The organism is Capnocytophaga sp. CM59 (assembly GCF_000293175.1).
Taxonomy (GTDB): Bacteria; Bacteroidota; Bacteroidia; order Flavobacteriales; family Flavobacteriaceae; genus Capnocytophaga; species Capnocytophaga granulosa.
The window spans coordinates 16,525-31,675 of the sequence record NZ_ALNN01000034.1 but is presented as its reverse complement, the minus strand read 5'-3'; the positions used below and the strand labels follow the sequence as shown (position 1 = coordinate 31,675).

General features: G+C 43.8%; 9 protein-coding genes and 2 tRNA genes. 5 read left to right on the top strand and 6 right to left on the bottom strand.

The window, feature by feature from the left end:
• Nucleotides 1-31 precede the first annotated feature (31 nt).
• The 5 genes from HMPREF1154_RS08445 to HMPREF1154_RS08425 form a co-directional block, all read right to left on the bottom strand.
• Complete coding sequence (locus HMPREF1154_RS08445) at nucleotides 32-448, bottom strand: type II toxin-antitoxin system VapC family toxin (RefSeq protein WP_034567187.1); 417 nt, start codon at nucleotides 446-448, stop codon at nucleotides 32-34.
• Nucleotides 449-450: 2 nt separating this feature from the next.
• Nucleotides 451-693: a hypothetical protein gene (locus HMPREF1154_RS08440; protein WP_009642198.1), complete on the bottom strand. Its 243-nt coding sequence runs from the start codon at nucleotides 691-693 to the stop codon at nucleotides 451-453.
• Nucleotides 694-777: 84 nt separating this feature from the next.
• Nucleotides 778-1,227, bottom strand: coding sequence for a hypothetical protein (locus tag HMPREF1154_RS08435; RefSeq protein WP_009642152.1), 450 nt, complete (start codon nucleotides 1,225-1,227; stop codon nucleotides 778-780).
• 127 nt (nucleotides 1,228-1,354) lie between these two features.
• Nucleotides 1,355-1,427: transfer RNA gene (locus HMPREF1154_RS08430), tRNA-Gly, on the bottom strand.
• Nucleotides 1,428-1,508: 81 nt separating this feature from the next.
• Nucleotides 1,509-4,808: a glycosyltransferase family 117 protein gene (locus tag HMPREF1154_RS08425; RefSeq protein ID WP_009642164.1), complete on the bottom strand. Its 3,300-nt coding sequence runs from the start codon at nucleotides 4,806-4,808 to the stop codon at nucleotides 1,509-1,511.
• 147 nt (nucleotides 4,809-4,955) lie between these two features.
• On the opposite strand from HMPREF1154_RS08425, the gene HMPREF1154_RS08420 reads away from it, so the two are divergent.
• From HMPREF1154_RS08420 to HMPREF1154_RS08400, 5 genes are all read left to right on the top strand, one after another.
• Nucleotides 4,956-5,026, top strand: a tRNA-Gln gene (locus tag HMPREF1154_RS08420).
• A 503-nt stretch (nucleotides 5,027-5,529) separates the two neighbouring features.
• The gene (locus HMPREF1154_RS08415) at nucleotides 5,530-8,691 is read left to right on the top strand and encodes a SusC/RagA family TonB-linked outer membrane protein (protein WP_009642159.1); all 3,162 of its coding nucleotides are present in this window, start codon (nucleotides 5,530-5,532) and stop codon (nucleotides 8,689-8,691) included.
• 19 nt (nucleotides 8,692-8,710) lie between these two features.
• Nucleotides 8,711-10,243: a RagB/SusD family nutrient uptake outer membrane protein gene (locus HMPREF1154_RS08410; RefSeq protein ID WP_009642167.1), complete on the top strand. Its 1,533-nt coding sequence runs from the start codon at nucleotides 8,711-8,713 to the stop codon at nucleotides 10,241-10,243.
• A gap of 10 nt (nucleotides 10,244-10,253) precedes the next feature.
• Entirely contained in the window at nucleotides 10,254-11,294 is a 1,041-nt protein-coding gene (locus HMPREF1154_RS08405; RefSeq protein WP_009642208.1) for a substrate import-associated zinc metallohydrolase lipoprotein, read from the top strand.
• A 3-nt stretch (nucleotides 11,295-11,297) separates the two neighbouring features.
• The gene (locus HMPREF1154_RS08400; RefSeq protein WP_009642206.1) at nucleotides 11,298-12,995 is read left to right on the top strand and encodes a DUF4302 domain-containing protein; all 1,698 of its coding nucleotides are present in this window, start codon (nucleotides 11,298-11,300) and stop codon (nucleotides 12,993-12,995) included.
• A 97-nt stretch (nucleotides 12,996-13,092) separates the two neighbouring features.
• Here HMPREF1154_RS08400 and HMPREF1154_RS08395 read toward each other — a convergent pair whose 3' ends face one another.
• Nucleotides 13,093-15,138, bottom strand: a complete 2,046-nt coding sequence (locus tag HMPREF1154_RS08395) for a M13 family metallopeptidase (RefSeq protein ID WP_009642165.1) — start codon at nucleotides 15,136-15,138, stop codon at nucleotides 13,093-13,095.
• Nucleotides 15,139-15,151: the final 13 nt, after the last annotated feature.

The window sequence follows — 15,151 nt, the reverse complement described above, 5'->3', positions numbered from 1 at the left end:
AATATTAAGTGAGTTCATTAAATATCAATAATTATTTTGCCAAGGTATTGAAAAACTCTTTGATATCTACTATTGAAATATCATCTACCAAAAAATCTTTCTGATTTCTCGTAATTATAACAGGAATATTATTCTTTTTAGCCGTAAAATACTGAAAAGCATCTTCTAAATCCTTGAAAGAAGAATGATGGGCTGAAAAAACTATTTCTTTATTAAAAGGAAGAATAGAAACTAATTGATAAATAATCTCCAACTTCGCTCTTACTTCTTTCTCAGAAAAAATTTTAGACAAAATGTAGTTTATTGTTGCTATTGACAAAGATGATATATGTGGTGTTATACCTTTCTTTTTACAATAATAAAATAATTCTTCTGCATCTTTACTAAAATTTCTACGCTTCAATAAGAGATCTAATAGCACATTAGTATCTACAAAAATTCTCTTCATCTTTATGCCAAATATTTCTTCATAAGATAATCAAACTTTGCAGCCTCCACATCTATTTCTATCTCTTGGGGAACAAGCTCATTAAGTCGTTCAAAAAGAGCTTCTAAATCAGTGTGTTTCATCCGCTCTCTCCATTCTTCTTCTTGGGCATAAAGTGATTCTAACTGGCTTTCATTCAGGTCATTATCCTCATCATACCCCCTTGTTTTCTCCAAAACAGACGAATTTATATCTAAATCATTCATAACCTAACTATTCTATGGGGCAAAGATACTAATTATTTTTGAGATAAAAGACTTCCTTTCCTTAAAATCTTATCCCCCATGATGCTAAGGTGTGTTAAGCAGGGAATCCCGTACGTATGTCTTTGTAAAAGAATCTATCCGAGAACGTGATATACCCACCTTGCCTGCTCTACGAACTCTGGGAAGATAAAGTATATATCGCTTGTTCTTTTTGAGCTTTCCTGTTTTTCCGTGTACCCAATAAGTCTCTGGAGTTAAAAAATATCCACCATACTTAGCTCTATAACGTATCTCATCAGGGGAGACAATATATTTTTTTCTAAAGAGCACATCTATATAAGCGGTTACTTTCTCAGCAGATGGGTGTCGTTCAAAATAGTTTCGGGCAAAAAGTGTAGCTGCCTGTTCTGTATTAATAGGCAATCGTCTTTCTTTCTCGGCATACGTAGGCTCATCATAGAACACATATGCACCATTAGGAGCTGCACAAGAGGTAGCTAAAAACAACAAAAATAAGGAAAAGTTTATATTCATCTGATGTATGTTACTTGCATATAGTAGCAAGACATAAAAAAGCAAGTAATAAGAATGTTTATTGCATAATGATAAAAAAATAGCTACACCTTTCAAACGAAAAATATAGCTATGACAATTAAAAAAGAGCGAAAAACGGGTCTCGAACCCGCGACCTCAACCTTGGGAAGGTTGCGCTCTACCAACTGAGCTATTTTCGCTTACCTTTTACGCTGCAAAGGTACTAATTATTTTTTGAATAGAAGCCTCTTTTGTTTAAAATCTTATTTCTCTTTGGCTCACTACTTTGCTTGAGTAGCCGTATCCGAAGCAGAAGTGGCGGCTTGTGGTTCTTCTTTGGGCTGCTCTGAGGCTTCCTCTTCATCGGTAGCAAAACCATAAGACCTGCCCAGTTCCTTCAAGCGGTTGATATACTTCTTATAGGTAGCCGATTCCTTCTTATAGAAAGCCTCATCTTCCATAATAGGAATGAGCAGTGCCTGATAGCGCCTTAGATCATAAGCTATCTCATCAGAAAGCCTGATAAAGTTGATTTCTGAGAAAGTAAGATAGTACTCAATCTTTTCTTGGTATTTCTTGGCTACTTCAAGGAATAGCTTGCGGGCTTTCTCTGGCTCTTTCACCGCATAATAGCCTGATATAAATGGCTCTAAGGTAAAGTAATACCCTAAGTTACCCACAGGAATACGCGTGGTAGCTATATCTATAATATCCTTAGCCTTGTCTTGTTTGTCTTCTGCCAAAAGGGTCTCTGTAAGGCGCGCAAGATTGCCACGGAAGACGATACTGTTACGGCGGGTTTCAGGGTCATGGTATATATTCGGATCGTCCATATTGCCCCAGTCAAAGCTCTTTACGATCTTATACATCAGGTCGGCATCTATACGTCCCATATCATAAGGGTTGTCCTTATCAATAGGGGTCTTGATAGGCACCAATTTGTAGGCCATACCATCGAGCTGTAAGTAATCGCGCATCCATATATATTCCTCATCACTATAGCTACCCCCTGTAAAGTAGATCGGACGCTTCCAATCGTTATTGGCCAAAATATCAAGCATCATCAGGCGGTTCTTACCCATACCTACCGAAGGGAGCTTGATGTCTATATAATCCACAATCTTATCGGCATCTTCAGGTTTTACGATACCACTCTTAAGAACATTTTCTTTATTGACAGGAATACGGATTCTATTGGTCGGATAGCTGGCATAGACAAGGTCAGGCGCCTCACCATTGCGATCAACAACCTTCTTTGTCTTAGGATCATCACTTCCCACCCAGGCCATAAAGTCCGCTATAGGCCATATCTTGTCGGTTCTCTGATCAAAATAGATTACATCCCGCACTCCATAGGCATATTGTCTATGTACCAGCTGGGACGGAATAGGCTCACTGGTATAAGCCTTGTGCTTCATCTGGTCTATATACCAATCGGTTCCCAAAAGGGAAGTGTTAATCACCCTCACATCGGTGCGATAATGCTCCACCTCCTGCATATACCACATTCCAAAGGTATCATTGTCCCCTATGGAGAAGATCATTGCCCCGTTGTCCTTAGAAACGGAATCCAAATAACTCTTACCCAAGGCTCGTGCTGTATAGCGGTTGGAGCGGTCATGGTCGTCCCAGTTCTCTGCCAGCATACGCGCAGGAACCACAAGCAAGCAGAGCGATACTACCGCAGGTGCCATACCCTTGAAGGATATTTTCTCTTCCAATAGGGAATAAAGGGCATATACCCCCATACCTATCCAAATAGCAAAGGTAAAGAACGAACCTACCAAGGCATAATCTCGCTCACGTGGCTCAAAAGGTCGCTCATTGAGATACACCTTTAGCGCCAAACCTGTAAAGAGGAAAAGCACAAAGACCACCCACCACTGCCTTTTGTTGGAAGAAAACTGGAAGAACAAGCCTACCAAGCCCAGTAGCAGCGGCAAAAAGAAATAGGTATTACGCCCACGGTTATTTAGGGCATCGGAAGGGAGGTGATCCTGCGGATAGCCTGTATGCCACTCATCTATAAAGGAAATTCCTGAAATCCAGTTGCCATGATTATTGCTGATTTTCCCTTGTATATCGTCCTGACGACCCACAAAGTTCCATAACAAATAGCGCAAATACATATAATTAAACTGGTAGGAGAACATAAAACTCAGATTGTCCCAAAAAGATGGTTTCTCTACAATAAATACCCCCTGATAGCGACGAAGCAGCTGCGCATATTGCTCATAATCTCCTGCATATAGGACCGCCTGAAGTTGTCGGCTGAGTTGTTCTACCTTTTCATTTCCTATATATTCAGGGCTGATTCTATACTTTAGCGGACTGGTCAGGCTCATATAGTTGGCCGCATGCTCTCCACTCCACATACGGGGCAATAGCCCTATATGGTCGGGGTGTGGCGCATCCAAAGCATCTTTGTAGTTATTTACTATAATATATTTGTGTGCCTTGTAATCGCGCTCATACTTAGGCTTTTCATCTATATAACCTTCAGGAATGGCAAAGCTGTCTGAGTACATAGGCCCTTTGAAAAGATACGTCTTTTGGTATTGCTCCAAGTTGTAGTAAGCCAAAAGCAAGCGTGCATCGGTAGGGCTGTTCTCATTGATGACTGTACCTGCATTGGCTCGTATGGGGATCATCAGCCAAGAGGAAAAGCCTACAAAAACAAAGAGCAAACAGAGGGTTGCGGTTTGTAACAAGCGCTTTTGGTGTTTTTGCGCTTTCCATAGGGTAAAAGCAAAAGCTCCTATAATCCACACGCCTGTAAAGATAGTACCCGAATTGAATGGCAAGCCCAACTGATTGACAAAATACACCTCCGTATGACCAAACAAGGCCAAGGTATAAGGTAGTATCAGCTTGAAAATCAAGAGCAATATGGAAATAGAAATCACATTGGCCAAGATAAAGTTCCTGACATTCTTCTTAAAATGGGATTGGAAGAAATAGAGCATCCCTATGGCTGGAATGGTAAGCAATGCCATAAAGTGTACCCCAAAGGAGAGTCCCACTACAAGGGCAATGAGCAACAACCACTTATCTCCTCGTGGGGAATCAAGGTTATCTGTCCATTTAAGCCCTAACCAGAACATGGCCGACATGAAAAGCATCGCCATAGCATACACCTCCGCTTCGGTAGCATTGAACCAAAAGCTATCGGAGAAGGTATAAGCCAAAGCGCCCACTACCCCACTGCCATACAAAGCAATTACCTGTCCATTGGAAAGGGTCTCCTTCTGTGAAAGAGCAATCTTTTTGGCGAAATTGACAATGATAAAATATAGGAATAATATGGTAAAGGCGCTGGAGAACACCGAGATGAAATTCACAAAAAGGGCAGTCTTCTCAGGCGAAGGTGAGAAAGAGGCAAAGAAAGCCCCCACCATCTGGAAAAAAGGGGCTCCAGGGGGGTGTCCCACTTCCAACTTAGCCGAGGTTGCTATGTATTCTCCACAGTCCCAGAAACTTACGGTAGGCTCTACCGAAAGCCCATAGGTAAGTAAGGCTATGAAGAATACCCCCCAGCCTATGATCAGATTATACTTATGAAAGTCCTTTTGTAAGTTCATTTTTATCTTTTTAGAAAAACGGAGCGAAGTTACACATTTTTATCTGATCTACCTAATAAAATAGAGAGAAAAAATTTTTTTATTTTTTTTCACTCAACCTATTGCAGGTTTCAAAAAAAGTTGTACCTTTGCACCGCAATTGAGAGATGGTCTATGGTGTAATGGTAACACAGCAGATTTTGGTTCTGTTATTCAAGGTTCGAGTCCTTGTAGACCAACTTTTTATAAATAATTCTTCTGAATTGGGTTAATCATATTATTATAGTTTAAAGTTATTTAGAAAGAGGCTACCTGAATAAGGTAGCTTTTTTTATTGTATCATATCGATAAAGTTTGTATATTTGCAGAGTTTTTAAGAAATGAGGCTATGTCTAACTTATGATTTATCGGAGAAATAAGGCTAAAGATCTTAATACCTATCAATTATAGAAGACTACACTCATCAGGAGTTGTCTTTGCTAGCATCTGTGTAAAGACGTGAGTTTATTGTATCTTAGAAAGTTAGCAGATAACATTTTAATTATTGATTCGAATATCTTATAATAACTATAAAAAATCCATTAAATTCATAGGAGACCCTTTTATATTATTTATAAATCCCCCTTTATTTTTCGACACTTTTTTACTTTTGTTTATTTTTATATTATGTTTTAAATATTTTTAATCATATTTATCCGTTTTTTTCGTATCTTTGTGGTCTGAAAAACAAAAACTGGTATATATGCAAATGAGAACCGCTATTTGCTTACTATTTACGCTCTTGGGGTGCCTTCGGGGCTTTGCTCAAGAACGTACTATTCATGGAACTGTCAAAGATACACAAGGACGACCTTTACCCAATGTGGTTGTCTTTGTCAAAGAAGTATCCCAGACAACTACACAGACCAATGCTGAGGGTTACTATTCCCTCAAGGCACAGGAAGGAGCTACTTTGGTTTTCTCCTCTTTAGGATTCCGAGAGGTAGCCTACCCATTAGGGGCTTCCGACACCTTAAATGTAATTATGGAGAGCACACAAGCAAGTGCGCAGTCCTCCTCCCCCACTCAAGAGCGTACCGTGGCTCGTACCAATGTACGCGGGCCTTCGTCCATCTATGGGGAGAGCAAGCCCCTATGGGTAGTGGATGGTGTAATCCTTGACGATGGAGTGGAACTCTCCCCCGATGCACTCTCTTCCTCCGATGCCAAACTACTCATTGCCTCCGCTCTTGGAGGACTCACCTCCGATGATATCGCCTCCTTCAAGGTGCTCAAGGACGCTTCCGTTACCTCTATCTACGGCCCGCGTGCCGTGGCAGGAGTAGTGGTAGTTACCACCCGCAAGGGAACTAAAGGCACTAACAATATTACCTATACCAACGAATCTACCTTTAGAATGATCCCCTCCTATGACAACTTCAACATCATGAACTCACAGGAGCAAATGGATTTCTATATGGAAATGCTACGCCGTGGCAACTTCTCCTATGAAACCCTTACCAATCGCCGCTACAAAGGGGAAATCGCCCGTATGTACGAATTGCTCAATACCGCTGGCCCCGATGGAAACTTCGGCCTTGACAATACTGAAGCGGCCAAGACCGCTTACCTAAGAGCCGCCGAGTATCGCAATACCAACTGGTTTGCCAAGCTCTTCCAAACAGGGGTAATGCAGAACCATGCGGTGAGCCTCTCCACAGGAAGCGATAAGGCGTCTTACTATGCCTCCATCAGCGTACTCTCCGACCCAGGTTGGATGAAGTATAGCCACAGCGACCGCTATACAGCGAATCTCAACGCCAACTACAAGCTCAGCCAAAAGGTGAGTTTCAATCTGATTGTCAATGGTGCCTACCGCCAAGGACGTACCCCTGGCAGTGTGGATCCTCTCACTGGAAAAGTATCTTCCGAACTGGAGCTTAACCCTTATTCCTATGCCCTAAACACCTCCCGTACCCTTGACCCTACCGTGGCTTACCGCTATAGGTATGCCCCTATGAACATCTTTGAGGAGCTGGAAAACAATTATACTGATAGCCATATAGGAGATATCAAGATACAGGGACGCCTCTCTTGGCTTATTACCCCAAAGATAGAGGCTACGGCTCTGGGGGCGATTAAGTATCAGAGTATCTCCCACGAGCTAAACCAAACCGAGCAATCCAATATTGCAAGGGCTTATCGTGCAGCTGATAACCTGAACATGATCAAAAACAACGAATACCTATACGAAGATCCTTATGATGACTTTGACGTAAGGCGTACCGTCCTACCCGAAGGGGGGATCCGCGAGAAGAGCGAAAGCCTCCTCTCTGGCAAAGACTTCCGTGCAACCCTTAGCTATAAGGACGCCTTTGACGGAGGCAAACATAAGATCCAGCTCTTAGGAGGTATGGAAACCAATGATACCTACCGCAGCAAGGACTGGGGTAAGAACTTCGGACTGATGTATGAGTTGGGCGAAATCTCCTATTTCTCTTATGAGGCTTTCAAGCAAATACAAGAGAGTAAATCCCCTAACTACTATACAGTGAGCCGTACCACTACGCGCAATGTGGCTTTCTTCTCCAATGCAGCCTATACTTTCCTTGACCGCTATACCTTGGAGGGGATCTTCCGCTACGACGGCACCAACAAGTTTGGCGCTTCCCGCTATATTCGCTGGATGCCTACTTGGAACCTTGCCCTCTCTTGGAATGTAACCAAAGAGGCCTTCTTTCCTAAAAATGCTGCCCTCTCCCTGCTATCGTTCAAGACTTCTTTTGGGGTAATTCCTGAAAGTCCTTCCGCGCCTACTTCCTTGGTGAAGATCATGGGGGATATTCCTTGGCGTAGCAATGAGCGTACCCGCGAGACAGCGCTCAAAGTGGCCGATCCTGCCAGCTATGACCTTACCTATGAGAAAAAACAAGAGTTTAACATAGGGGTACAGATGGGCTTTTTTAAGAATCGTATCAGCTTAGCTGTTGACGGCTATACCCGCAAAAACTATGACCTTATAGGTCGTGTACCTACCCAAGGCCTTAGTGGTAGCATCCTCAGAGTGGGCAATGTGGCGCAAATGCACTCCTATGGGGTAGATATGAGCCTACAAACCCAAAATATCAAGCTCAAGGATTTTTCTTGGACAACCACCTTTATCTATGCCAAGAATGAGAACAAAATCACCAAACTCTATGTGGATGCTTCTATATCCGATATGGTGCGTGGCAGCGGCTTCTCCAAGGAGGGATACCCCGTAAGCTCTATTTTCTCCATTCCTTTCCGTGGCCTTAACAGCGATGGGCTTCCTACCTTTGCCGACCCCAATGGCAATACAACTATTGACGGTATTCGTTTTGACCAGCGAGACAACCTTGATTTCCTCTCCTATTCGGGTACTACCAGACCTACCGATGTGGGGAGCTTGGGTAACCTATTTACTTACAAAGGACTATCGCTCAATGTGTTGCTCACCTATTCCTTTGGTAATGTATTGCGCCTACCTACCGTCTTCAAGGCCAATTATGACAATGATGCCTTGGCCTTACCTAAGGAATTTACCAATCGCTGGATGCAACCTGGCGATGAACAACGCACCCAAGTACCTGCCATTGCTTCCTCTTATCAGAGAGACAACATGCCTAATTTGGAATATGCCTACACCGCTTACAATTACTCTGATGTCCGCATAGCCAAAGGGGACTTCATTCGCCTCAAAGAAATTTCCTTAGGGTATGAGTTTGACAAAGACCTACTCAAGGACATGAGAATCAAGCGATTGAGCATGAAACTACAAGCCACTAACCTCTTCTTGCTCTATGCTGACAAGAAGCTCAATGGGGCTGACCCTGAGTTCTCCACAGGAGACTCTTTTATTCCAAATCCTAAACAGCTGACTTTCAGCCTACGTGTAGGCCTATAACCCTTTAATACCGAATCCTATGAAAAGAAATCATATACCGCTACTTGCCCTACTGTTATGTTGCCTAGTAGGGTGCAACAAGTTCTTAGACAAGAATCCCGACAGCCGTGTGGAGCTGGATAGTGCCGATAAGATACAGAAATTCTTAGTCAGTGCCTATCCCAACCGTACCACAGCAGTGGTAACCGAGTTTTCCTCTGATAATATAGATGATATAGGTGCCAATAACCGCCGCACAATTCCTTTTATTAGCGAATTGGCCTATTGGGAACGCGATTTCCACGAATATAGCGCCCGCGATGGCTTGCGCAACCTCTGGAGTGATAACTATTCCATGATTTACCATGCCAATGTGGCTTTGGAGGCTATTGACCGCTTAGGCAATACCCCTGACCTACAAGCCGCACGCGCAGAAGCGCTCTTGGTTCGTGCATATGCGCACTTTGTCTTGGTCAATCTCTTTGGCAAACAATACAATAGTGTAACCAGTACCACTGATCTTGGTGTACCTTATATAAGCGAACCTATCAATGAGTTCCAAGCTGAGCGCCCACGCAATACCGTCGCTGAGGTGTATGAGCGTATAGAACAAGACCTTACTCAAGGACTGCCGCTGATCAACGATAGTTACTACAAAGTGCCCAAACTACACTTCAACAAAAAAGCAGCTCAGGCCTTTGCCGCTCGCTTCTTCCTCTATTACCAAAAGTGGGACAAAGCAGAGCAAATGGCCACCGCTGTACTGGGAGAGAGGCCTACCACCCTGCGCAACTGGGAGGCTTTCCAAGCGCTCTCCAGCGAAGATGCACATGCTAAGGAATACACCCGTGACGATGTAGAAGCCAACCTCATGCTTGCGGCTGTTCACACCAGTGCCACTGCTTATATTGACGGAACTTCAGTGGCGCGCTTTACTCATGGTGCCGCCCTTTCAGTAAGGGAGACCTTCCGTGACGAACATAATTTGTGGCAAAACAACTATAAGGACAAGGCTTTTGAGCGTTATCGTACCGAAATCAGCAAATATATTTATACCAAATATCCCACTTACGTAAATAACCGTTCGCAAATCGTCCTTTTCTCCACCGATGAGACTCTTTTAGTTCGTGCTGAAGCACGTATCCTCCAAGGAAAATATGCCGAGGCTGTAGCTGACCTAGGCTATTTTACCAAGAACTACCTCACCTCTGGCGCACAATTTACCCAAGAGGAGATCATCTCTGCCTACCAGCGTATGGCCTACGATGCTTATGATACCACTACGCTGCTTAGCCATGCCACTCAAAAGAAAAGACTCCACCCTGATTTTGCGATAGATAGCACCCAAGAGAACCTACTTCATTTCCTCTTGCAGTGTCGCCGTTTGCTCACCTTGGGCGAAGGTTTGCGCTGGTATGATATCCGTCGCTATGGTATAGAAATCCACCGCCACCAGCTCGACAACGAAGGTACCGCCTACGTCAAGAGCGTACTCTCCAAAGATGATAAGCGCCGCACCCTCCCTCTCCCTGTAGATGTGGTAGCGGCTGGTATGCAACAAAATGACCGATAATTCAACTCCTATGAACCGATTAAGATTACTCCCCCTCCTGCTTGCACTCACCTATGTAGGTTGTAGCAAGGACACCCCCGATACCTCTCAAAGCGTGGTGCAACTCTCCTCCCCTGAGGAGGTTAAGAACCGTACAGAACTCGACCGATATATCATTGAGAAATTCACCCAGCCATACAATGTAAATATCGTATACCGATTCTCTGAAAACAATATCAGCCGTAATATGTTCCGCTATGTGGCACCGCCTTCTGCGGAGAAGGCCTTGCAAATGGCTAATTTCCTAAAGTATATGTACTATGAGCCTTATACAATGCTTACTCCTAAGGGCTTCCTACAAAACTATTCCCCTAAGGAACTGGTTTTCATAGGCTCTCGTGCTTTCTCCGATGTGGGTACCGCTTATAACGGCCTAGCTACCAATGCAGTAAAGATAGAGATGCTAGGGGTGAATGATATAAATCCCAATACCACTGACCCAACCGAGATAAAGAACATTGACAACCGTGTGCTACGCCTTATCTATCACGAGTCCTCTCACCTTCTAGAGCAAGTCAAGATCGTTCCTAAGGAATTCGAGAAGCTCTCTATAGCTGATTATAAGGGGGGCGCTTGGACGCGCTCTTGGACAGGCGAGACCTACCTCAAGTCGGGCTTTATTAGCGCCTATGCCAGCGACAACATCCATGAGGATTTCGTGGAGACCATCGCTCGTTATATCATCTACTACCAGAAGAACCAATGTGGCTGCCCTGCCGCCGACACTGCCCATGATACCAATGGTGATGGCTTGGACGACACTGCTTACAATACTTGGAAGCGAAGTATCCTCCGTAAAGGATACATCTGGGAAGAGGAACTCGCCAAAGCTGATGGCAAAAACAACACCTCCGCTACCTATACAGGAAAGGAGATTTTGCTCAAGAAAATCACCATGGTTAAGAACTACCTCCGTGGAGAATGGAACATTGACCTTGATGCCCTCCGCACCGAGATCCATAGGCGACATGCCCTCTTACAAACTAAAGATTTCACCCAATACGAATGGTAACTTATGAAAAAACAATCCTATATACTCCTTTCATCCCTGCTTCTCTTGGCCGCTTGTAGCCAAAAAGAAGAAGCTGTCTACGGAGAAGGTGCCAGCTATGTACAGCGCACCAACCAGACCCTTTCCGACTATGCCGCCACTCTTGAGGGAACACCCCAATGGCTGCTCACCCTCTATGCTGGCGAGGAACAAGCCTATGGGGGGCACAATGTCTTAGTCTCCTTCGCCCATGGCAAGGTAACAGCCGCCTCAGAAGAACTCCCTACTGAAGAGACTTCCGACTACTCGCTCCTCTTCGGGGAGAAGGCAATCCTTTCCTTTGATACTTACAATAAGGTATTGCACTACTTTGTAGAACCCTCTTTCCTCTTTCCTCATGGTAAGGAGGGAGATAACCAGTTTGAAATCCAGTCCTATAAGGACGGGGTGTTTTCCCTACGTGGCAAGCGCTCCAACAACCTTATCTCACTCTCTCCTTTCAAGGGAGATAAAACCACCTATCTGGAGAAAATACGCGAGAAAGCCGCCTTGTTAAAGAGCGTAGGTATCGCCCCTATAACCATCAACCAAAAGCAGGTAAGCCTTACCCTACACCCTACCCTACATCAGCTGAGTTTCTCTTGGGAGGGTGGCTCCCAGCGTGTAGCCTATGCCTATACCGAAAACGGACTAAAGCTCTATGAACCTACCTCCGTAGAGGGATATACCTTTTCAGAGCTAAACCTTTCAGAGGACAACCAAGAGCTTTCCACTCCCGATGGCAATTATAAGGCGGCTCTAAGCTATACACTCCCCTACGACTTTGCAGCACGCTCGCTTTGGCTGAACCTCTCCGAGGAGGATTGTGCTGCTAATGCTGTCTTTACTCGACTCTATCAGCAGTATAAGAACTTTTCCTATAGTAGTACTCCTTATAGCACCAGCCCTCTGGTACGCTTGGGCTTCAATACTGAGGAATCAGGCATTACCTTTAGTTTCTACCAGAATGCCACTACCCGCTATGTGTTAGACTTTCTTCCTGTTGTGGGCAAGCCTAACCAAGTCAATATAGTGGAGGGTGTCCGTAGCCTCAACTGGAACGTCTTTGCCCAACTTTACCCCTTGGTAGAAGCCCTTGTAAAGTACGCCCCCTATGAACTCACCGATGTGAATCAAGATGGTAAGCAATACCTATGGGTAAGTACCAAGAACAGCCAAGTGCGCTTTCTCTCCACCCCTCGCCTACCTCGTTTGCCGTACAACTTTGCCACCAAACGCACTACGATCAACTTTGCTACCAACTATGTTTGTGATGCTATGCTAACGGCCTATAACGGCGTAAAGCGTCGTACTCGTACAGTGAACAATGTTCGGGTAAGGGAAGTACTCAATCCTATGATTTACTTTGGCAAACAGGGCAGTGCCACAGGTTTCCACTTCTATCTTACCCGCACTCCTACCGCGGGAGGTAGTAGCACCAATGTGAATGCCGTACTCAACATGGATTACCTTGGTGTAGCCTGTGATTCCAACCAATTCAATCTGGTAGAGAAAACAGACCTTAACGAAAACACCAATTGGAAATACTATTCCTACTTAGAACCCTTAGTGAAAATCTTTACCGACAATGCCCCCTACACCATGACCAACTACGGCCGTGGCACCTTAGGCTGGACTAGCGTCAAGAATCCTGATATTTGGTTCTATACACAAGAACAATAATAGTGACGAGTGACAAGTGACGAGTGACAATCCCTCTTGAGGGTATTTGTCACTCGTCATTAGTCACTTATCACTTGTCATTTGTCACTCGTCACTATTACCATATTTTTACGCGGTCTTCTACTTTGCGATAGAGCTTATCACCTTCTTTTACATCAAAGGCTTTATACCATGCATCTATGTTGGTTAGTGGAGCGAAGGCACGGAGATAATCTGGGGAGTGAGGGTCTACCTTTACTTGGTTAATCAAGTATGGCTCAGAAGCAAGTGTACGCCATACAGTTGCCCAAGAGAGGAAAAAACGTTGGTTTTGGTTATACCCACTGATATCGGCTACTCTGCCATGATCTTTGAGATACATTTGAAGCGCATCAAAGGCGATATTTACCCCTCCGAGATCAGCAATATTCTCTACATTGGTCATGGTACCATTCACAAAAATACCCTTTACAGGCTCATATTTGTCATATTGTTTAGCCAAAGCATCTGTTACTTTTTGGAAGCGCTCTTTATCGGCAGGTGCCCACCAATTCTGTAGATTCCCATCAGCATCAAACTCAGCTCCACTAATATCAAATCCATGGGTCATTTCATGGCCAATCACCCCGCCAATGCCTCCAAAGTTCACTGCTGGATCAGCCTCAAAACTAAAGAAAGGCGGTTGAAGAATACCCGCTGGGAAAACAATCTCATTATTAGTAGGGTCATAATAAGCATTCACTGTCTGAGGAGGAAGTACCCATTCGGTTTTATCTACCTCTTTTCCTACTTTTGCTATAGCTCTCTGAAAAGCCCACTGACCAACCTGTGTAATATTCTCAAAAAGAGAGACTTGAGCACTTATAGTAAGCTGAGAATAATCCTTCCACTTGTCAGGATATCCCACCTTTACAGAGAACTTATTGAGTTTTTCCATAGCTTTCTCCTTAGTAGCATCGCTCATCCAAGTTACCTCCTTGATATGTTTGGCGAAACTTTTCTTTAGATAATCTATTAGGGTAAGCATTTCTTCCTTGGCCTTTTCAGGAAAGTATTTCTCTACATAGAGCTTACCGAAGGCCTCTCCTAGGATTCCATTGATCAGCTCCATAGCACGCTTGTCCATAGAGCGTTGCTCCTGCTGTCCCATAAGGTATTTGTTATAGAAATCAAAAGTAAGGTCATTAAGCTCTTGGGTGAGGTAGTTACTATTGATAGCCACCAGTTTATATCTAAGATAATCCTTAATCAGAGGTAGGTTTTTCTTATTAATGAAAGTATCATATTGCCTATAGAGACCTATTTCAGTGAGAATTACCTTATCGGTATGAACTCCCACTTTTTCAAGTAATTCAGGCAAACGAAGGTTTTTCACCATGTCCCCCAATTCTTCTATTGTTACAGGGTTATAGCTAAGATTTGGATTGTTCTCTTGTTCGTTTGTAAGCATATAGTGGGCTATATTTTTCTCAAAAGCCACAATTTGCTTTGCTTTCTGCTGTGGATTACTATCGTTAAGCATTCTAAAAATGGCCGCAACATAGTCTTGGTACTTTGCTAAGGCTTCCGTATTGCTAGGGTGTTCCTTTTGGTAGTAATCCTTGCCCAATCCCAGGTTAAAATTCCCCAAATATACAGCATTCATCTTAGAGTCCTTCATATCGGTATATACACCTACAGGACAGATATAATTGGCGCGCTTAGGGGTTGTCTCTTCCAAATAGTTTTGTAAATCTGCTAAAGACGCTATGGCATCAATTTTTTGGAGATATGCCTCTAAGGGCTTCAACCCATCAGCATTACGCTTATCCCAAGAAATATATTCCCTATAGAGCGTTTGTATCTTCTCCCCTTCACTTCCTTTAGGATATTCCTTTTTAAGAAGGTCATCAAGGATAGAAAGGCACTGCTCATCGGTTTTGTCCATAAGCATATAGAAAGAGCCCCAAGCAGGCTTATCGGCAGGGATTTTGGCTGTTTTCATCCAGTTCCCATTGACGTAGTTATAGAAATCATCTCCCGGACGCAGCTGTGTATCCATAGCGGAGAGTTCAAGTCCTTTTTCAGCAAACACTTTAGGGGCTTCTTCTTTGTTGGAATTACCACAAGCCATCACCATGGTGAGACAAGTGAGCCAACCCATTTTGAAGTTGATTTTTTTCATGGTAGAAAATGAT